The sequence below is a fragment of the Nocardioides sp. NPDC127503 genome, from assembly GCF_040302165.1.
Taxonomy (GTDB): domain Bacteria; phylum Actinomycetota; class Actinomycetes; order Propionibacteriales; family Nocardioidaceae; genus Nocardioides.
Genome location: NZ_JBEORH010000017.1, coordinates 67,261 through 86,690 on the forward strand (window position 1 = coordinate 67,261; position 19,430 = coordinate 86,690).

The following is a 19,430-nucleotide window of genomic DNA, read 5'->3' on the forward strand; positions in this document are numbered from 1 at the left end:
GTGCAGACCACGTCAACGGCCGGACGGTCCCCGCGCAAGCGGGGTCGTCTGACCGTCTATCTCGGAGCCGCGCCAGGCGTCGGCAAGACGTACGCCATGCTCGGCGAGGCGCAGCGGCGCCAGGCGCGGGGGACCGATGTGGTGGTCGGGTTCGTCGAGACCCACGACCGCAGCAACACCGCGCGCCAGATCGAGGGGCTCGAGGTGATCCCGCGCCGGGAGATCGACTACCGCGGGACGACCTTCACCGAGCTAGACGTCGAGGCGGTGATCGCCCGCGACCCGAAGGTGGTCTGCATCGACGAGCTCGCGCACACCAACGTGCCCGGCAGCCGGCACACCAAACGCGCCCAAGACGTCTACCAGATCCGGGCGGCCGGGATCGACGTGATCACCACCGTCAACATCCAGCACCTGGAGTCCCTCAACGACGAGGTCGAGCGGATCACCGGCGTACGCCAGCGGGAGACCGTGCCCGACGATCTCGTGCGGACCGCCGACATGATCCATCTGGTCGACATGGCGCCGGAGGCGCTGCGGCGGCGGATGGCTCATGGCAACGTCTACAAGCCCGAGACCATCGATGCCTCGCTGACCTCCTACTTCCGGGTCGGCAACCTCACCGCGCTGCGCGAGCTGGCGCTGCTGTGGCTCGCCGACCGGGTCGACGACGCGCTCGGCGACTACCGGCGCGAGCACCAGATCGCGCACCCGTGGCCCACCAAGGAGCGCATCGTGGTCGCGGTGACGGGTGGGCCGGAGACGGAGACCCTGCTACGCCGCGGGGCCCGGCTGTGCCAGCGGGCCAAGGGATCAGAGCTCCTGGCCGTGCACGTGATCTCCGCCGACGGGCTGGCCCGGCCCGCGGGCAGCGACGTACCCCGGAGCCAGGAGCTCACCCGGTCGCTGGGAGGCACGTTCCACACGGTCATCGGCGATGACGCGGCCGCGGCGATCGTGGACTTCGCGGTCGGTGCCAACGCCACGATGATCATCGTCGGAGTCTCCCGGCACGGCCGGGTTCGGCGGCTGTTCACCGGCAGCACGGGTGATCGGATCGCCATCGCCGCGGGCAGCATCGACGTACATCTGGTGACGCATGAGCACGCCGGAGCAGGCGTACGTCTGCGGCGGCCGCGCTCCGCACTGGGCCGCTCCCGGCGCATCGCCGGCTGGCTGGCCGCGGTCGCGCTGCCCTTCATCGTCCTCGGCGGGCTCTACCTGGTGCCGTCCGGCGAACGCAACGCCCAGCTGCCGGTCGCCAGCCTGCTGATGACCGGGGCGATCGTCGCGGCGGCCCTCATCGGTGGCCGCTGGGCGTCGGCGGCAGGCGCCCTGATCGGAGCCGGCCTGCTGAACTTCTTCTTCACCCAGCCGTACTTCGAGCTGCGTGTGCAGAGCCTGCACAACATCCTGGCCCTGGCGGTCTTCCTGACCATGGCGCTGGCGGTCGCCGGGGTCGTCGACCAAGTGGCACGGCGCTCGGAGGAGGCGGCCCGGGCGCGGGCCGAGGCGGCGACGGTGAGCGCACTGTCGAGGTCGGTCCTCACTGGTCAGGACACGGCGGAGGCGATCGTCCACCGCGTACGCGAGAGCTTCGGGCAGCGGTCGGTCGCGCTGCTGAGCTCGAGCGCCACCGGGTGGCACGCGCTGGCCGCGGTCGGCGAGGACCCGGCGCGAGAGCCAGGGGCGGGCGACACGGTGGTCAGGGTCGACGACGACCATGTGATCGTCCTCCGCGGCGAGCCGCTCCGCGCGGCCGACCAGCGTGTCCTGGACGCGTTCGCGGTCCAGACCTCCTTGGTGCTCGAGTACCGCCGGCTCCGCGACCAGGCCGACCGCGCCCTCGTGCTGGAGAAGGCGGAGCAGACGTCGACCTCGCTGCTCCGCGCCGTCTCCCACGACCTGCGTACGCCGCTGGCCACCATGCGGGCATCCCTCGACGGCCTGCTCGGTGGGCGGGTCCCGGAGTCCGACCGGAAGGAGCTGGTGGAGTCCGCGGCCGGGTCCGCCGAGCAGCTCGAGTCCCTCATCGACGACCTTCTCGACCTGTCCCGGGTGGACGCCGATCTGGTCCATCCGGTCATCCGCACCGTCAGCCTGGACGAGTCGCTACCGCTGGCGATCGCCGGGCTGCCGCCCGGGTCGGTCGCCCTGGAGGTGGGTGAGGACGCTCCCCTCGTACGCACCGACTCGGCCCTGTTGGAACGGGTGGTCGCCAACGTGGTCGGCAACGCCGTCCGCGTGTCCAAGGGCGAGCCGGTGCGTGTCCTCGCCCATGTGACCCCGGAGACTGTGGAGGTGATGATCGTGGATCGTGGCCCCGGTGTGCCCGCGGCACAGCGGGAGCGGATGTTCGAGCCGTTCCAGCGTCTCGACGACACCTCGCCGGGCGGGCTGGGCCTCGGTCTGGCCGTTGCGCGCGGGCTCAGCGAGACGCTCGGCGTCGGGATCACCGCCGAGGACACCCCCGGCGGTGGACTGACGATGGTCCTGGCCGTGCCCCGCGCCGTGCCGGGTCAGGAGTGAGGGCGAGATGAGCCGGGTGCTGGTGATCGACGACGAGCCTGCGCTGCTGCGTGCGCTCGCGATCAACCTTCGCGCGGCCGGCTGGGAGGTCGAGACCGCCGCCGACGGCCGATCGGGTCTCGCCGCGGCCGCCGCGACCCACCCCGACGTGGTCCTCCTCGACCTCGGTCTGCCGGACCTGGACGGAACCGAGGTGATCGAGGGGCTGCGCGGCTGGACCCAGGTACCGGTGGTCGTGCTCTCGGCCCGGCAGCACGGCGACGACAAGGTGGAGGCGCTCGACCTCGGCGCCGACGACTACGTGACCAAGCCGTTCGCCATGAACGAGCTGATGGCCCGCCTACGAGCGGCCGTCCGGCGCTCGCAGGACGCCGCACCCCCTGCCGCCGCCGTCGTCACGGTCGGAGACCTGGAGATCGACTTCGCGCGCAAGCGGGTCCACCGGTCGGGGGAGGACGTACGCCTCACGCCGACCGAGTGGTCGTTCCTGGAGCTCCTGGCCCGCAACCTCGGCCGGCTGGTGACGCGTGAGCAGATCCTCAACGAGGTGTGGGGGCCGGCGTACGCCAAGGAGACCCACTACCTGCGCGTCTATGCCGCACAGCTGCGGCGCAAGCTCGAGGACGACCCGGCTCACCCGCGCCTGCTGGTCACCACGCCCGGCGTCGGCTACACCCTCGAGCCGGGCGCGTGAGACCACGCGTCAGAGCCGGGCGAAGGCCTCGACCTTGTACTGGGGCCCGGAGACGACGATCTCGTCGTCGGCGCGGATGACGGTCTCGGGCGTCGTGTAGGTGAACTTGCCTCCGGCTGGTTTGACCCCGACGACGGTGACTCCGTAGTTCTGGCGGACCCCGACGCCGGTGAGGCTGCGGTTGTGCAGCGCGGCCGGCGGCCGGGTCTTGACGAAGACGTACCCGTCGTCGAACTCGATGTAGTCCAGCATCCGTCCGCGGACCAGGTGGGCGACGCGCTGCCCCATGTCGTGCTCGGGACGTACGACGCGGTGCACCCCGATCTGGGTGAGGATCCGGGCGTGCGGTGCGCTGATCGCCTTGGCCCAGACATTGCGTACGCCGAGGTGGACCGCGACGGAGGCGGTGAGGATGCTCGCCTCGATGTCGGTGCCGATGCTGACGACCACGGTGCCGAACTCGCTCAGGCCGAGCTCCCGCATCGCGTCCTCGCTCGTGGTGTCGGCCTCGACCACATGGGTGAGCAGGCCGGCGTGCTCCTGCACCGTCCGAGAGTTCATGTCGGCGGCGAGCACCTCCTCGCCCTCCTCGACCAGCTCCAGGGCGAGCGCGCTGCCGAACCGGCCGAGGCCGAGCACAGCGACTCCGCCGTAGGTGGTGTCTTTTCTAGCCAATGAGTGGCCGTCCTTCCGGGAGGCGGTGCAGTCGCTCGCGGTCGCGGAGCGCCAGTGCGGAGACGAGGGTGATCGGGCCGATCCTGCCGACGAACATCATCGCGATGAGGACGATCTGACCGCCCGAGGGCACGTCGTAGGTGAGGTTCGCCGACAGGCCCACCGTGGCGAAGGCCGAGACGGCCTCGAAGAGCACCCGGTGGGTGGGTGCGTCGACAAGATGGAGCAGGGCGATGGTGCCGGTGACCACGAAGCCGACCGAGAGCAGCGCGACCGTGAGTGCCTGACGGATCGCGCGCGGGTCGATGCGCCGGTCGAAGGCCTCGACCTCGCGCTGGCCGCGCACCTCGGCGAGGATGACGAAGAAGAGCAGCATGAACGTGGTGATCTTGAGGCCGCCCGCAGTGCCCGCCGACCCGCCGCCGATGAGCATCAGCACGTCCACGCCGAGCAGGGTGCCTTCGTGCATCTGCTCGTAGTCGAGGCTGTTGAACCCGGCCGTACGCGTCATGGTGCTCTGGAAGAAGCCGGCCAGCAGCTTCCCGGGTGTGCTCAGCGCCCCGAGGGTGTCCGGGTTGCGCCACTCCGTGGCCATGAAGAACACGGTGCCGATGAGCAGCAGGCCGATGGTGCCCGTGACGGTCATCTTCGTGTGGAGGCTCCACATCCGTACCTTCGTACGCTGCAGCAGCTCCAGCCACACCGGGAACCCGAGGCCGCCGGCGATCACGGCGACGACGATGGGCAGACAGATCCAGGGATCGTCGACGTAGCCCATCAGGTTGTCCGACCTCAGTGCGAAGCCGGCGTTGTTGAAGGCGGAGATCGCGTGGAAGACACCGTCGTAGGCGGCCCGTTCGGGGGAGGAGCCGTAACCCAGCCAGAACCGCAGCATCAGCGGGATCGCGACGATCAGCTCGATGACCAGGCTGATCCCGACCACTCCCTTGACCACGCTGCGGACGTCGCCGAGTCCCGAGCTGGTGTGCTCCACAGCGGCGGTGAGCCGGAAGCGCAGCCCGAGGCGGCGGAAGACGATCAGCGCCAGCAACGAGGCGAGAGTCATGATCCCGATCCCGCCGACCTGGATCAGCCCGAGGATGGTGACCTCGCCGAACGTCGACCAGTAGGTCGGGGTGTCGACCACGACCAGACCGGTGACGCAGACCGCGCTGGTCGAGGTGAACAACGCGGTCAGGAACGGCGCGTGGCCGGGGTCGGTGCGCGCCACCGGCAGCATCAGGAGCAGGGTGCCGATCAGGATCGCGACCGCGAACCCGGCGACGACCACCTGGCCCGGATGGCGCAGCAGCGGTCGAGCGCGACGCGCTCGACGCGTGAGGGAGGAGCTCATCGACACGGGCGCCACTCTAGAGGCACGGCACGCGCGGCCGTGGCGAGCGGGCCCGCCGGAGGGTCAGCTGGGAGTGTTGATCATGAAGTTGGCTGCGTGCTCGGCGTACGCCCAGAACTGCGCGTCCTGCTCGGGGGTGAGCCCGGCGGCGTCGAGGCCCTCGCGGAAGTGCTGGAGCCAGCGGTCACGAGCCTCCGAGGTGACCTCGAACGGCGCGTGACGCATCCGCAGCCGCGGGTGGCCGCGCTGCTCGGAGTAGGTCGTCGGGCCGCCCCAGTACTGAGCCAGGAAGAGCGTCAGCCGCTCCTGCGCCGGACCGAGATCCTCCTCAGGATACATCGGCCGCATCAGCTCGTCGGTCGCCACGCCCTCGTAGAACTTGGCCACGATCGTGCGGATGGTGTCCATCCCGCCGATCTCCTCATAAAACGTCACTGAGCCATTCTTCCACGCGGGTCCCCGCTCGCCTGCCGTGGCAGGATCGGGGACGTACGCACTCACACGAACTTTGGGAGATTACGATGGCCACCACCCGCACCGCCACCACCGTCTGGGAGGGCTCGCTCTTCGAGGGCGCCGGCAAGGTGACGCTCGACTCCTCGGGCCTGGGGACCTACGACGTCTCGTGGCCGGCCCGCACGGAGGCGCCCGGCGGCAAGACCAGCCCCGAGGAGCTCATCGCCGCCGCCCACTCCTCCTGCTTCTCGATGGCCTTCTCCAACGGCCTGGCCGACAACGGCACCCCGCCGACCAGCCTCCAGACCAGCGCCGAGGTCGAGTTCACCCCCGGCAAGGGCATCACCGGCATCAAGCTGACCACCCGTGGTGTGGTCGAGGGGCTCGACAACGACGCCTTCGTCCGCCTCGCCGAGGCCGCCAAGGCCGGCTGTCCGGTCAGCCAGGCTCTCACCGGCACCACGATCACGCTCGACGCCGCCCTCGCCTGATCAACCCCCGCTGGTTGAGCCCGGCGAGCGCCAGCGAGCCGGTGTCGAAGCCAACACGGTCCCGTCGGCGCTCGACAGGCCGTGTTGGTCTCGACACGCCTCCGCCTAGCGGCTCCGGCGGCTCGACCAGCGGGGCTCAGGCCTTGGCCGTCTCCTCGGCGGCGGCCGCCTTCTCGTCACGGTGCCAGATGACCCGCTGCGGGAAGGGCATCTCGATGCCCTCGTAGTCGAGACGGGCCTTGATCCGCTGGCGCATCTCGCGCGCGATCGCCCACTGCTTGAGCGGCAGCGTCTTGATCAGCACCCGCACGGTGATGGCGTCGGCGGCCAGCGCCTCGACGCCGGTGACCTCGGGCTCCTCGATGATCTGGCCCTTGAAGTCCTCGTCGACCCACAGGTCGTGGGAGACCTCGCGCAGCACGCGCTGCACCTTGTTGAGGTCCTCGTTGTAGCCGACGCCGACGTCGATGACGGCGCGGGCCCAGTTCTGGCTGTGGTTGCCGACGGTGAGGATCTCACCGTTGGGGATGTACCAGACCGTGCCGTCGAGCGAGCGCAGCCGGGTGATCCGCAGCGTCACGGCCTCGACGGTGCCGCTGATGTTGTTGACCTCGATGCTGTCACCGACGCCGTACTGGTCCTCGATGATCATGAAGATGCCCGACAGGTAGTCCCGCACCAGCGACTGGGCGCCGAAACCGAGCGCCAGACCGACGATTCCGGCCGAGGCGATGATCGGGGCGATGTTGATGCCGAGCTGATCCAGGATCATGGTGGCGAAGATCGCGACCATGACGCCGGTGACGACGCTCTTGAACAGCGAGCCGATCGCCTGGGCGCGCTGACTGCGGCGCGACGACGCGACACTGGCCTCGCCTCCGTCGGCCATCTTGGTGATCTTGCCGCTCAGCCCGGGGGCCTCCACGGCGCGGACGACGACCTTGTCGATCACCCGGTGCAGTATCCAGCGGAGCACGATCGCCAGCAGGATCAGGCCGGCGATACGCAGGGGGATGCCGATCACCCATTCGCCGAGCGTCGACCAGGAGACCGAGATCAGTGGGGGGTTCGGGGGGATGGACATGGGTTCCAGTATCCAAGCCGTTCAAGGTCGACGGCCAATCCCCGCCCGGGCATCGACTCCCGCCGCGGCGACGAGGGGCAGAGATGAGAACCAGGACGTACGCCGGTTAGTATCTGCCCCGTGAGCAACCAGATCCTGCGCCGCGCCGGCCTCCTCGGCGCCTCCGCCTCCGCCGCCGTCGTCGCCTCTGTTGCTACCGCCGGCCCCGCCAGCGCCGAGGTCCCCAACGGCTGGCCTGTCGCCGAGGACATGACCGCCTCCGGTCTGCTCCTGCTCATCCTGCTCATCCCGGTGATCCTGATGGTGGTCATCTCCCTCCTGGTGCTCCTGCCGGGCGTGTTCCGCGGCGAGGGGCTGCTGCCCAAGCCCCACAAGGCCGAGGACGACAACCTCCCCGCCGCGACGCACTGACCCTTCAGGTCGGTCAGGTGAGAATGGCCAGCTGCTGGGTCGCCCGCGTCATCGCGACGTAGCGGTCCACGGCACCCTCGATCCCGGTCCCGTACGTCTCGGGGTCGATGAGGACGACCAGGTCGAACTCGAGCCCCTTGGCGTGCACGGGGCTCAACCGGCGTACGCGGCCTTCGTTCGTGTCCGATGAGTCGGCGGCGATGACACAGGCGATACCCTCCTCGTTCTCGGCGAGCCACGTGTCGAGGATCACGTCGAGATCTGCGACGGAGCCGTGGACGACCGGGATGCCGGAGGCACGGATCGACGTGGGCACGTTGGCGTCGGGTAGCGCCGCGCGGATGACCGGCTCGGCCTCGGTCATCACCTCCTCGGGCGTGCGGTAGTTGATGCTCAGGCCGGCCATCTCGATCCGGTCCAGGCCGACGCGCTCGAGCCGCTCCTGCCACGACTCGGTGAACCCGTGCCGCGCCTGGGCGCGGTCGCCGACGATCGTGAAGCTGCGCGAGGGGCAGCGGCTGATCAGCATCTGCCACTCGGCGTCGGTCAGCTCCTGCGCCTCGTCGACGACGATGTGCGCGAACGGGCCGGCGTACGGGTCGAGCTCCTCCGGCTCCCGCACCGAGTCGTCGAGGAGCGCGGTGCGCAGGTCCTGGCCGCGCAACATCGACATCACCTTCATGTCGGAGTCGTCGTGGCTGATCAGGTCCGAGACGACCGCCGCCTTCGCCTTCCGGTCGGCCGCCGCCGCTGCCTTCCGGGCGCTCCGGCGCCGCGAGGCGTCGGGGTCGCCGAGCCGGCGATGGGCGGCATCGAGCAGCGGCAGGCCCGCCTCGGTCCAGGCCTTGGGGTCCGCGCGCTGCAGCGTCTTCACCTCCTCGGGAGTGAGCCAGGGCGCGCACATCCGCAGGAACGCCGGCACCTCCCACAGGTCCCCGACGATGTCGGCCGGCCGCAGCCGCGGCCAGACCTCGCCGAAGACGTCGAGCAGTCCGGCGTTGGTCTCCAGCGAGGCACGCAGGGCGTCTGTCGAGTCCTCGTCGACGAGGCCGTACGCGTCGAACTCGGCCTCCTCCTGGTCGGAGTCGCCCCAGTCGTCGAGATCCGCCTCGGCGTCGTAGTCGTGGTCGGGGTCGGCGCCGGTGTTCGCCTGGATCCTCTCGGTCACGATCCTCAGCAGCGCCTCCCAGACCTGGTCGCGGGCGTCGTTGTGCGGCGTACCCTGCTCGGCCGCGGCGATCGCCTCGGCCCAGTCGCCGGTGCTGATCACCGCGTCGCCGTAGGGTGTCTCGACCAGCGTCGGCTTCGACGGAGGCTTCTCGTAGAGCGCCACCGCCGGCTCGATCGCCCCGACCATCCGGACGTCGGCCTTGAGCCGGGCGACCTCCGCGTCCGTCTCGGGCGCCAGCGAGGCACCCTCGGGCACCATCCGCCGCAGCGTGGTGGTGCGTACGCCCTCCTCGCCCAGGCTCGGCAGCACGTCCGCGACATAGGAGAGGTAGGGCTCGTGCGGCCCCACGAACAGCACCCCACCCTTGCCCTCGCCCAGGCGCGGGTCGGAGTAGAGGAGGTACGCCGTGCGGTGCAGCGCCACCACGGTCTTGCCCGTCCCCGGACCGCCGTCGACGACCAGGGCACCCCGCGAGGACGCTCGGACGATGGCGTCCTGGTCGGCCTGGATGGTGCCGAGCACGTCGCGCATCCGCGGCGAGCGGCTGCTGCCGAGCGTGGCGATGAAGGCCGACTGGTCATCGAGGGCGGCATGCCCCTCGAGTCCTTCGGCCGTGAAGACCTCGTCCCAGTAGTCGGTGATCCGCCCGTTGGTCCAGCGGTAGCGGCGCCGGCTCAGCAGCCCGTGCGGGTCGCCATGGGTGGCCGCGAAGAACGGCTCCGCGGCCGGCGAGCGCCAGTCGACCAGCAGCCGCTGCCCGTCGCTGGCGGTCAGGCCGAGCCGCCCGATGTAGATGGCCCGGCTCTGACCATCGAGCCCTGACTCCGTGACGATCCGCCCCAGGCACAGGTCCAGGCTGAACCTGCGCAGCATCCGCAGCTGCCCACCGATCCGGTGCACCTCCAGATCCCGGTCCATCGCCTCCTGCCCATGCCCACCCGGGCGGCGGCGTACGTCGTCCAGCCGTTCGTTCAGCTCGGAGATCTGCTCCTCGAGGCTCTTCGCGATGGCAGCGAAGTGCTGCTCGTCCTCAGCGATCAATGCCGGGTCCGCCTTGGCATCGTGACGGCCCGCGAGATCGAATGCTTGCAACGTTGAATCCCCTGTCTGATCAGGCCTTTTACCTGTTCGAGGAGGAGATTCTGCCCCAATCCGGGGGTCTTGCGGCAAGCCCCTATATGCGCTATAAAGTTGTTAGTGGAAGGGGAGATATCCCCTTCTTTCTTGGTTTTCGAGCAGATACGAAGGACCCCCGGAAGCACGGCTTCCGGGGGGTCCTTCGTGTGGTGCTACTGCGCGTCGCGCTCCTGGGCGGCGAGGGCGCGGGCGACCTCGTCACGTCCCTCGCGGACGTACCGCTTGGCGGCGGGCTCGGCGGGGGAGGTCTCGAGCCACTTGTCGGCCTTCTCGAGGAGCTCGGGGGAGGCGGCCGGCTTGGGGAAGATGAACTCCAGCACCGTGGAGGCGCGGTGGGTGCCGAGGTGGTCCCAGAGGGTGTCGGCGGCCTCGAAGTAGCGATCGACGAAGGGCGCCAGCACCTCGTCCTGGCCGCCGCGCTGGAACGAGAGCACGATCGAGCGGGCGGTCTCGTTGGCCACGTCGGTGCGGACGACGACCGACTCCCAGGCGGCTTCCTTGGCCTCGGCGGTCGGCTGCGCGGCGCGGGCGGCGGCTGCCTTCTCCTGGCCGGAGATGGTGTTGTCGCGCTCGAGCTCGGCGGCGATCTCGGCCTCACCGAAGGTGCCCGAGGCGGCCAGGCCGGTGACGAGCGCCCAGCGCAGGTCCTGGTCGATGTCGAGACCGTCGAAGGCCAGGTCACCGGAGAGCAGACCCTTGAGATCGGCGATCGCGGCCTCGGAGCGGGCTGCGGCGGCGTACGTCCTGGCGAAGGTCAGCTGGTGGTCGCTGCTCGGAGCGGCGGCCCCCAGCAGCTCCCTGAGGCCGGTCTCCCAGCGCGCCTTGAGGGCGTCGCGGTTGGCCGGGGCCGAGAACGAGCCCACCGCCTGGGCGGCGAAGACCGGGATCCGGGTGACGCCCCAGGCGTCGGTCTCCTGGCCGATGTTGGCCAGCACGAGCTCGACGAAGTCGCTCGCCCGCATCTCCGCGTCGCGGGTCATGTCCCAGGCCGCACCCCAGATCAGCGCGCGCGAGAGCGAGTCGCCCAGCACGGACAGCGACGACAGCGCGGTGGCCAGCGAGCGCTCGTCGAGCCGGATCTTGGCGTACGTCAGGTCGCCCTCGTTCAGCAGCAGCAGGTCGGGCTGCTTGACGCCCTCGAGCTGCGGAACCGAGGTCAGCTCACCGGTGACGTCGATCTCGAACGCGTCGCGGCGTACGAGCGAACCGTCGACCAGGTCGTAGAGGCCCAGACCGATGCGGTGGCGGCGCAGCGTCGGGTAGTCGGCAGCCGCCGACTGACGGACGGAGAAGGAGGTGTACGAACCGTCCTCGGCGAGCGTGAACTCCGGAGCGAGGGTGTTGACGCCGGCCGTCTGCAGCCACTCCTGGGCCCAGCCCTGGAGCTCACGCCCGGAGGCGGCCTCGAGGTGGCGCAGCAGGTCCTTGAACTCGGAGTTCCCGTAGGCGAACTCCTTGAAGTAGGCCTTCAGCCCCTCCAGGAACGGCTCGAGCCCGACCCACGCCACGAGCTGCTTCAGGACGGAGGCGCCCTTGGCGTAGGTGATCATGTCGAAGTTGACCTCGACGGCCTGCAGGTCGTAGTTGTCCGCGGCGATCGGGTGGGTCGTGGGCAGCTGGTCCTGGCGGTAGCCGGTCTGCTTGCGCGCGTTGGTGAAGCCGGTCCAGGCGTCGGTGAACTCGGTCGCGTTGGCCTGGGCGTGGTAGCAGGCCCACTCGGCGAACGACTCGTTGAGCCACAAGTCGTCCCACCACTTCATGGTGACCAGGTCGCCGAACCACATGTGCGCCATCTCGTGGAGGATCACCGAGGCGCGGAAGTCGTAGAAGGAGCGCGGCTGCTTGGAGCGCGGCAGGTACTCGTCGCGCAGCGTCACGGCGCCGGCGTTCTCCATCGCGCCCATGTTGTACTCGGGCACGTAGAGCTGGTCGTACTTCCCGAAGGGGTAGGGGAAGTCGAAGGCGTCCTCGAAGAACTCGAAGCCCTGCTTGGTGATCTTCACGAGCTCGTCGCGGTCGAGGTGGGGGACCAGCGACTGGCGGCAGTAGTGACCCAGCGGGATGGTGCCGAACTTGCCCTCGTAGACGTCCTGGACCTCGTGGTACTCACCGGCGATCAGCGCGGTGATGTAGGTCGACATCTTCTTGGTGGGCTCGAAGTCCCAGGTCGCGCGGCCGTCGCCGAGCGGCTTCGGCTCGGGCGTGACCGCGTTGGAGACGACCTTCCAGCCCTCGGGAGCGGTCACGTGGAAGGTGAAGACGGACTTGAGGTCGGGCTGCTCGAAGGTGGTGTAGACGCGGCGCGCGTCGGGGACCTCGAACTGGGAGTAGAGGTAGACGCGGTCGTCGGCGGGGTCGACGAAGCGGTGCAGCCCCTCGCCGGTGTGGGAGTAGGCGCAGTCGGCCTTGACGACGAGCACGTTCTCGGCCGCGAGGCCGTCGAGGAGGATCCGGGAGTCCTGGTATGCCACCGCGGGGTCGAGCGCCACGCCGTTGAGCGTGATCTCGTGGACCGTCGCGCCGACCAGATCGGCGAAGGTCGAGGCGCCGGCCTCGGTGGAGGTGAAGGTGATCGTCGTCGTCGAACCGAAGGTCTCAGCACCCGTGGTGAGGTCGAGATCGATGTCGTACGAGAGGACGTCGAGTAGTGCGGCCCTAGCGGTGGCTTCGGCGCGCGTCAGATTGGTTCCAGGCATGGCTGGATCCTCTCACTGCGCCCGGATTTCGAGACATTTATATCGCCGTTGTTGCCCGTTCTTGGGAGTCACTGAGCGTGAAAAGTAAAAATACAGTGTTGTAATTCCGACACACCGGTATCAATGGTTGACAACTTTCCCTAGGGTACTCATGTGCCCCTCAAGTCACAGAAACACCAGTATTCACAGGAGTCGCGCCGGGTGGGGAAGCCTGGCGGGGCGCTGCGCCGGACCTTGGTCACCGGCGCGGTTCTGCTGCTCGTCGGCCTCGGTGTGCAAGTCATCCCCAAGTTGGCATCACCGGCGCACGCGGGCTCTATCACGCTCTGCTCCGGCTTCTCGGACTGCCGCAGCAAGGGCTACTCCACCGGCGGGTACGAGAGTGCGTGGGGGAGCATGTACTGGCGGATGTACGCCGGTCGGAACTGCACCAACTACGTCGCGTACAAGCTGATCCAGACCGGTCTGCCGAACGCTCGCCCCTGGTCGGGCGAGGGCAACGCCACCAACTGGGGCGTCGTGCTGAGCCGGATGACGAACCGGACGCCGACCGTCGGGTCGGTCGCCTGGTGGCACTCCTCGCACCCGAGCGCGAGCCGCTTCGGGCACGTCGCGATGGTCGAGAAGGTCGGCGCGGACACGATCACGATCTCGGAGTCCAACTACGGCAGCGACATCAGCTGGCGCCGGATCGGCAAGGACTCGGTGAACTACCCGACCGGGTTCATCCACTTCAACGACCAGCGCCTCTCGGTCACCAAGCGCCCCACGGTCGAGGGCACGGCACAGGTCGGCAAGGCGGTCACGGTCAACACCGGCTCGTGGAGCCCGAACCCGAACAAGATCCGCTACCAGTGGATCGTCGACAAGAAGCCGATCCCGGGTGCGACCAACAAGACCTTCCGCATCCCCGGCCACCTCGCCGGCAAGCAGATCGCGGCAGTGCTCACCGGCACCCGCCGGGACTACAGCGAGGCCAGGACGATGAGCGAGATCCTGCCGCCGATCAAGCAGGGCACGTTCAAGGTTCTAGCGCAGCCGAAGATCAGCGGTACCCAGAAGGTCGGCTCGACGATCTCCGTCGGCGGCGCCGACTACGAGCCGTCGGCCAAGATCGGCGAGGTCAGGTGGTACGCCGACAAGCAGCTGATCACGCGCACCAAGTCCCGCTTCCTGAAGGTGCCCGCAGCGGCCTCCGGAAAGAGGATCGGGGCGGTCGTCGTCGGTGTCCAGGTGGGCTATCGTCCGAAGCACTCGTACGCCTTCGCCGACACGCTCGTCGGTGGTGGCAAGGCTCCGCAGCAACCGGCAGAGCCGCCGAGCGGCGGCGAGCTGGCGCAGACCGAGGCCGGCTTCGTGAAGGGCGGCACTCGTCTCGGCGGCCTGATGCAGGTCGACCCGGGCGGCTTCAGCGAGGCGGTCGACCTCTCCTACCAGTGGACGCGTGAAGGCACGCCGATCTCCGGGGCGACGAGCAACAAGTACTACCCGACCGAGGCCGACGTCGGTCGCCGTCTCAGCGTCACCGTGGTCGCCCGCTCCAGCAGCGGCCAGTCGCTGACCAAGACGTACGGCCCCAGCGGCCGGGTCCGCGTCAAGCCGAGCGTCAAGGTCACCGCGACCGGCGGCTCCCGAGAGGCGAAGGTGGCCGTCGAGGTCATCGCGCCGGGCTACCTGCCGACCGGGACGGTCAAGATCACGACCAACGGTGGACGTACGGTCACCAAGACGCTCAGCGGCGGGAAGGCCGGCGTCACCTTCGTCAAGCTCCCTGCAGGTGAGTACGCCGTCACTGCCGCCTACAGCGGCGACGAGGTCGCCTACTGGGCCAGCGGGGGTGACTTCACCACCGTCAACTGACCGGGCGGGCCGCAAGATTCATCCGTCACATGGCCGTGGGCCGGAGCGATCCTCGCTCCGGCCCACTGTGCTGTCTTCACGGCTAGGTCAGGCGCCGATGGCGATGACGGGCTTCTTGGTGGGGTCGAGAAGGCTGAAGTACTCCTTCATCATCCAGCGCGGGACGCTGACGCAACCGCCGGTCGCACCCGAGCCGTTGACGTGCAGGAAGATCCCGGCGCCGCGGTAGCGGACTGGATTGTCGTAGTTGTACTTGATGACGACCGCGTACTCGTACTGCGTCGGGTAGGCCGCCAGCCGCTCGGAGCTGTTCACGTCACTGGCCGGGAGCCAGTAGCGGAAGCCGCCCTGCGACTTGAGGCGGTAGCGGTTGTAGTAGGCCGAGTTGTTGTCCTGGACCCAGTAGGACTCGCTGGTGATCTTTCTGTGGCTGAGCTTCTGCGTGGTCGCCTTGGCGTGGGTGCCGAAGGTGGACATCAGACTGAAGGTGCCCATCGGGGTCGTGCTGGTGCCCTGCTTGCGCTGGTCGCGCGCCACGAGTCCGCCGGAGCCGATCCGCCCGTTGGTCGTCATGAACTTCTGGGTCCACCTCCCGTCGGCCTTCACCCAGAAGCGGACGTTGGCGTACGTCCCTGAGGTCCGGTTCACGGTGACGACCTGCGTGCCACCGTAGGGAACGGCGACCGAGACGCCGTCGAGGACCACCGTTGTCGCGGCGCCGGCGTTCGAGGGCAGGAGGGAGAACATGGCAGCGGCGGTCGCAACGACAGCGACGACACCGCCGACCAGACCTGTTCTCCGGTCGATCGAGAGTCTCACGAGACTTGTCCTTGTGCGTGGGGGATGCTCCGATCCGAGCGATCGGACCGCGGAAGCCTAGTGGGGTATGCAGGCCTTTACTTGCGAGTAGCGGTAACGAGTCTGGAACAGATCCTGGGGAGCGGTGGTTGAGGGTCGATATGACGCAGACCTCCCCCGATTCCGAGAAGACCGCTGCCGACTTCTGGTTCGACCCCGCCTGTCCGTTCGCGTGGATCACCTCACGCTGGATCCTCGAGGTCGAGAAGGTGCGTGACGTCGAGGTGACGTGGCACATCATGAGCCTGGCGTACCTGAACCAGGACAAGGACATCCCCGAGGACTACCGGAAGATGCTCGCGACCGCGTGGGGCCCGGTGCGGGTCTGCATGGCAGTGCAGAACGAGTACGGCCAGGAGAAGCTGGCCGAGATCTACACGGCGCTCGGCACCCGGCGCCACGTGGAGAAGAAGGAGTTCACCCGCGAGGTCATCGAGGACGCGCTGGCCTCGGTCGAGCTGCCCGTCGAGCTCGCCGACGCGATGGACGACTCCTCGTTCGACGAGGACATCGCCAAGTCGCACCACGAGGGCATGGATCAGGTCGGCAACGACGTCGGCACCCCGACGATCGCGATGAACGGCTCGGCCTTCTTCGGACCGGTCATCTCCAAGGCGCCCAAGGGCGAGGAGGCCGGCAAGCTCTGGGACGGGTTCCAGCTGATCACCGCCTACCCCTACGTCTACGAGCTCAAGCGTGCCCGGGTCCACGACCTCGATTTCAGCTGAGCCGAATATGAGGTCGCGAGTGGTTCCGGGCGGTGGGACCATCGCGTATGACTCTGAACGGATTGCGCCGCCAGCTGACAGTTACCCTGTCGCTGGCCGCTCTGCTGGGCGGCTTGACCGCCTGCGGAGGCACTGCATCCTCGGGCAAGGACAAGTCGTACGCCGACGAGTCCCCTAAGAAGATTCTCGCCGACGCGAAGGCGTCGATGAGCTCGCTGAAGTCCGTTCACATCTCGGGGAGCGGCCTCGATGACGGCAATGAGATGAACATCGACATGACCGTCTCGACGACGGGCGACTGCACCGGCACGATCGGTACGCCGGACGGGGAGATGACGCTGCTCGTCGTCGGCGGCAAGGGCTGGTTCAAGGCCGACCGAGCGTTCTGGGAGGCCAACGCCGGTGGCGACGCCGACGCGGTCCTCGCGATGGTGGGGAAGAAGTGGGTCGCCGGTGGCGACGACATCGGCGACCTCGCCGAACTGTGCGACTGGGACGAGCTCTCCGACGAGTTCCTCGAGCTTCTGGTCCCGAGCACCATCGAGGGCCTGACGATCAAGAAGTCGAAGGACCAGGTCGACGGGCAGCCGGTGATCAAGCTCGAGGACCGCAGCAGCGAGCAGGGCACGATCTATGTCCAGGCCGAGGAGCCCCACTACGTCGTCAAGGTGTCGAACACCGGCAAGGACGCGGCAGACGTGATCTTCAGCGGTTTCGATGAGCCCACGGAGATCGTCGCGCCGAAGCCCCGCCAGCAGATCGACTTCGAGAACATGGGGTAGCCGAGTATTTGGCGGTGACGGTCGGGACGCGAAGACGTACGTTGGCTGCGTGGCTACAACAGACGAAGCAGGAATTCTCTCGCGGGCGCTGGATCAGACCGGCGACCTGCTCGACCGGGTGCACGCCGCGACCGTTTCACGGCCGACGCCGTGCCGGCAGTGGGATGTCGGCACGCTGGCCGACCACGTGATCGCGGACGGCACCAACTTCGTCACGATGCTTCGTGGTGGGGAGCCCGACTGGGGCGCGCCCCCGCAGCACGTCACCGAGAGCTGGGGCCCGACGTTCAGGGTCGGTGCCGACGACGTGCTCCACGCATGGGGACAGGGTCCCGGGGCGGCGGTGCCGGTCGGCCTGCTCGTCGCCGAGTACGCCACCCACTCCTGGGACCTCGCGCAGGCGCTCGACGTCCCGACCTCCGAGCTCGACCCGGAGCTGGCCGAGGTCGGGCTGGCCTTCATGAAGGCGACCCTGAAGCCGGAGATGCGCATGGGTGCGTTCGGCGCCGAGGTGGCGGCGCCCGAGGATGCCGGGGCGTACGAGCGGCTGGCTGCTTTCGCGGGACGCAGGCTCGCCTGACACCATGGTGGTGTGGTTGACCAGATGGGAGTGCTCGCGCTGCAGCGGGCCCTGACGCAGGCAGCAGAGCTTCTCGACACCGTCACGGCGGACGACCTGACCCGGCCGACGCCGTGCCCCGAGTGGGATCTGCGCAAGCTGGCCAACCACATGATCGCCCAGCCGCGTGTCTTCGTGACGATGCTCCAGGGCTCGCCGCCGGGATGGGACGGGCGTGAGGACTACGCGGTCAACCTGGGCGAGGAGCTCCGCACCAGGGGCAACGCGCTGATCAACCTGTGGCGCGAGGTCGGCCCCGACGACATGGTGATGATCGACCCCGACTGGCAGTCGGCCGAGATCGCGGTCCACACCTGGGACGTGTGCGCGGCGCTCGGCCGCCCGACCGACGGCCTCGACGAGGCTGTCGCCCAGCGGGCGGTCGTCGCGATGGACCGCATCCTCGGGCCGGAGCGCAAGGGGCGGGCCTTCGCCAATGCGCTCTCGGCGCCTGAGGGTTCGGGCGCTTACGAGCACCTGGCTGCGTACGCCGGGAGGCCGGTGCCGTTCGTGCCGGCACCGTCGCTTTAGTCACAGAAGTCCCAAACGACACACCGAACACATGCGTTTGCGGCATGTCGGGCGCTCGACTCTTCAAAATCAAGGGTATGGCCAGCTTCCCCCGCGTCATCACCATGACCCTGACCGCTGTCGTTGTCGGCGCGTCGATGCTCGTTCCGGCCATCGGCTCGGCGATCGATCCGGCGGCCGCCGAAGACGGCCAGCTGATCAAGCTGCCTCGTCTCGAGGACGGCATCGCCACCCGTGACGTGAAGCTGCCGCCGCGGCTGACCGAGCGGTCGGCCGCCGCGGCCTCGACCGAGAAGCTGCGGACGACCACCTTCTCGATGGTCGGGGTCTCCTGGACCGGGGCGGAGACTCCCCAGGTCGAGGTGCGCGTGAGCAAGTCGGACACGTGGCGCGAGTGGCAGGAGCTGCCGCTGCAGGAGGACCTGCCCGACGGTGCCGAGAGCGTCGCCGCGCGCGGCAAGATCGAGCGCCGGGGCACCCAGCCGGTGTGGACCGGCCGGGCCAGCGGCGTACAGGTGCGGGTCGAGGGCGCGCAGCCCAAGGACCTGAAGCTGACCCTGATCAACACCGGGCCGCAGGAGGACGTCAAGGCTCCGAAGAAGGAGGCCGACGACCTGGGCTACGGCAGTGCTTCGAACGACAGCGCCAGCGGCCGGGTCGCGCGGTCGCGACCGCGGTGGGCTCCGAAGCCGACGATCTTCACCCGGTCGCAGTGGGGTGCCAACAACTCCTGGCGCAACGGCCGCCCGGAGTACAACAGCTCGCTCAAGCAGGTCCACATCCACCACACCGCCACGAGCAACAATTATTCCAAGGGCGACGTGCCGGGGATCATCCGCGGCATCTACAGCTATCACACCAGGTCACTGGGGTGGTTCGACATCGCGTACAACTTCCTCATCGACAAGTACGGCCGTGCCTGGGAGGGCCGCTCCGGCGGCATCGACCGGCTCGTCAAGGGCGCCCACACGCGTGGCTTCAACCACCAGTCGATGGGCATCGCCCTGATCGGCAACTTCGAGAACGTACGTCCCTCCGACGACGCCCTCATCAAGACCGAGCGGATGGCGGCCTGGAAGCTCGACATGGCCGGCCGCGACGAGCGCGGCACGCTCGAGACGATCTCGAAGGGCAGCGACCGGTTCCCGGCCGGCCGGCGCGTCCGGGTCTGGGTCATCGACGGCCACTTCCACACCAACGAGACCTCCTGCCCGGGCGCCCAGCTCGCCAAGTGGCTGCCGTGGATCCGGAAGTACGCCTACCAGCGGGACCAGATGTTCAACCCGTGATCCGGGTTGCCCGCATCGATAGCCATGTCGATAGAAAACTGATGGCGCCCTCTCCCTAGGATGGG

At 68.7% G+C, this 19,430-nt stretch carries 17 protein-coding genes; 10 read left to right on the forward strand and 7 right to left on the reverse strand.

Annotation, left to right across the window (positions count from 1 at the left end; translation table 11 throughout):
• Positions 1 to 2,529, forward strand: coding sequence for an ATP-binding protein (locus tag ABTW65_RS27875; RefSeq protein WP_350666252.1), 2,529 nt, complete (start codon positions 1 to 3; stop codon positions 2,527 to 2,529).
• Positions 2,530 to 2,536: 7 nt separating this feature from the next.
• Positions 2,537 to 3,223 carry a response regulator gene (locus ABTW65_RS27880; protein ID WP_350666254.1) on the forward strand — a complete coding sequence of 229 codons (687 nt, stop codon included), beginning with the start codon at positions 2,537 to 2,539 and terminating at the stop codon, positions 3,221 to 3,223.
• A 9-nt stretch (positions 3,224 to 3,232) separates the two neighbouring features.
• Here ABTW65_RS27880 and ABTW65_RS27885 read toward each other — a convergent pair whose 3' ends face one another.
• The 3 genes from ABTW65_RS27885 to ABTW65_RS27895 form a co-directional block, all read right to left on the reverse strand.
• Entirely contained in the window at positions 3,233 to 3,898 is a 666-nt protein-coding gene (locus ABTW65_RS27885) for a potassium channel family protein (RefSeq protein WP_350666256.1), read from the reverse strand.
• The gene (locus ABTW65_RS27890) at positions 3,891 to 5,252 is read right to left on the reverse strand and encodes a TrkH family potassium uptake protein (protein ID WP_350666305.1); all 1,362 of its coding nucleotides are present in this window, start codon (positions 5,250 to 5,252) and stop codon (positions 3,891 to 3,893) included. Before ABTW65_RS27890 ends, ABTW65_RS27885 begins: the two co-directional genes overlap by 8 nt.
• A gap of 63 nt (positions 5,253 to 5,315) precedes the next feature.
• Positions 5,316 to 5,687 (reverse strand): globin, encoded by a 372-nt coding sequence (locus ABTW65_RS27895; RefSeq protein ID WP_160025142.1) that lies wholly within the window; start codon positions 5,685 to 5,687, stop codon positions 5,316 to 5,318.
• A gap of 86 nt (positions 5,688 to 5,773) precedes the next feature.
• Between ABTW65_RS27895 and ABTW65_RS27900 the strand changes: the two genes are divergently transcribed.
• A complete protein-coding gene (locus ABTW65_RS27900; protein ID WP_350666258.1) occupies positions 5,774 to 6,199 on the forward strand; it encodes an OsmC family peroxiredoxin in 426 nt (141 codons plus the stop codon).
• 136 nt (positions 6,200 to 6,335) lie between these two features.
• Here the strand turns inward: ABTW65_RS27900 and ABTW65_RS27905 are convergent, their stop codons facing one another.
• Positions 6,336 to 7,283, reverse strand: coding sequence for a mechanosensitive ion channel family protein (locus ABTW65_RS27905; RefSeq protein WP_350666260.1), 948 nt, complete (start codon positions 7,281 to 7,283; stop codon positions 6,336 to 6,338).
• A 120-nt stretch (positions 7,284 to 7,403) separates the two neighbouring features.
• On the opposite strand from ABTW65_RS27905, the gene ABTW65_RS27910 reads away from it, so the two are divergent.
• Positions 7,404 to 7,694, forward strand: a complete 291-nt coding sequence (locus ABTW65_RS27910) for a hypothetical protein (protein WP_350666262.1) — start codon at positions 7,404 to 7,406, stop codon at positions 7,692 to 7,694.
• Positions 7,695 to 7,707: 13 nt separating this feature from the next.
• Here ABTW65_RS27910 and helR read toward each other — a convergent pair whose 3' ends face one another.
• Together helR and pepN are read right to left on the reverse strand one after the other, a co-directional pair.
• Positions 7,708 to 9,957, reverse strand: coding sequence for an RNA polymerase recycling motor ATPase HelR (gene helR / locus ABTW65_RS27915; RefSeq protein WP_350666264.1), 2,250 nt, complete (start codon positions 9,955 to 9,957; stop codon positions 7,708 to 7,710).
• A gap of 197 nt (positions 9,958 to 10,154) precedes the next feature.
• Complete coding sequence (gene pepN / locus ABTW65_RS27920) at positions 10,155 to 12,698, reverse strand: aminopeptidase N (RefSeq protein ID WP_350666266.1); 2,544 nt, start codon at positions 12,696 to 12,698, stop codon at positions 10,155 to 10,157.
• Positions 12,699 to 12,899: 201 nt separating this feature from the next.
• Here pepN and ABTW65_RS27925 point away from each other — a divergent pair, with 201 nt between their 5' ends.
• On the forward strand, positions 12,900 to 14,558 hold the full coding sequence (locus ABTW65_RS27925; protein WP_350666268.1) for a CHAP domain-containing protein: 1,659 nt from the start codon (positions 12,900 to 12,902) through the stop codon (positions 14,556 to 14,558).
• Between the two features lie 87 nt (positions 14,559 to 14,645).
• Here the strand turns inward: ABTW65_RS27925 and ABTW65_RS27930 are convergent, their stop codons facing one another.
• Complete coding sequence (locus tag ABTW65_RS27930; protein WP_350666270.1) at positions 14,646 to 15,377, reverse strand: L,D-transpeptidase family protein; 732 nt, start codon at positions 15,375 to 15,377, stop codon at positions 14,646 to 14,648.
• Positions 15,378 to 15,517: 140 nt separating this feature from the next.
• On the opposite strand from ABTW65_RS27930, the gene ABTW65_RS27935 reads away from it, so the two are divergent.
• From ABTW65_RS27935 to ABTW65_RS27955, 5 genes are all read left to right on the forward strand, one after another.
• Positions 15,518 to 16,144 (forward strand): mycothiol-dependent nitroreductase Rv2466c family protein, encoded by a 627-nt coding sequence (locus tag ABTW65_RS27935; protein ID WP_350666272.1) that lies wholly within the window; start codon positions 15,518 to 15,520, stop codon positions 16,142 to 16,144.
• Between the two features lie 47 nt (positions 16,145 to 16,191).
• The gene (locus tag ABTW65_RS27940; protein ID WP_350666273.1) at positions 16,192 to 16,926 is read left to right on the forward strand and encodes a hypothetical protein; all 735 of its coding nucleotides are present in this window, start codon (positions 16,192 to 16,194) and stop codon (positions 16,924 to 16,926) included.
• 49 nt (positions 16,927 to 16,975) lie between these two features.
• Complete coding sequence (locus ABTW65_RS27945) at positions 16,976 to 17,506, forward strand: TIGR03086 family metal-binding protein (protein WP_350666275.1); 531 nt, start codon at positions 16,976 to 16,978, stop codon at positions 17,504 to 17,506.
• Positions 17,507 to 17,518: 12 nt separating this feature from the next.
• Positions 17,519 to 18,076 (forward strand): maleylpyruvate isomerase family mycothiol-dependent enzyme, encoded by a 558-nt coding sequence (locus ABTW65_RS27950; protein WP_350666277.1) that lies wholly within the window; start codon positions 17,519 to 17,521, stop codon positions 18,074 to 18,076.
• A gap of 77 nt (positions 18,077 to 18,153) precedes the next feature.
• Complete coding sequence (locus tag ABTW65_RS27955; protein ID WP_350666279.1) at positions 18,154 to 19,365, forward strand: peptidoglycan recognition protein family protein; 1,212 nt, start codon at positions 18,154 to 18,156, stop codon at positions 19,363 to 19,365.
• Positions 19,366 to 19,430: the final 65 nt, after the last annotated feature.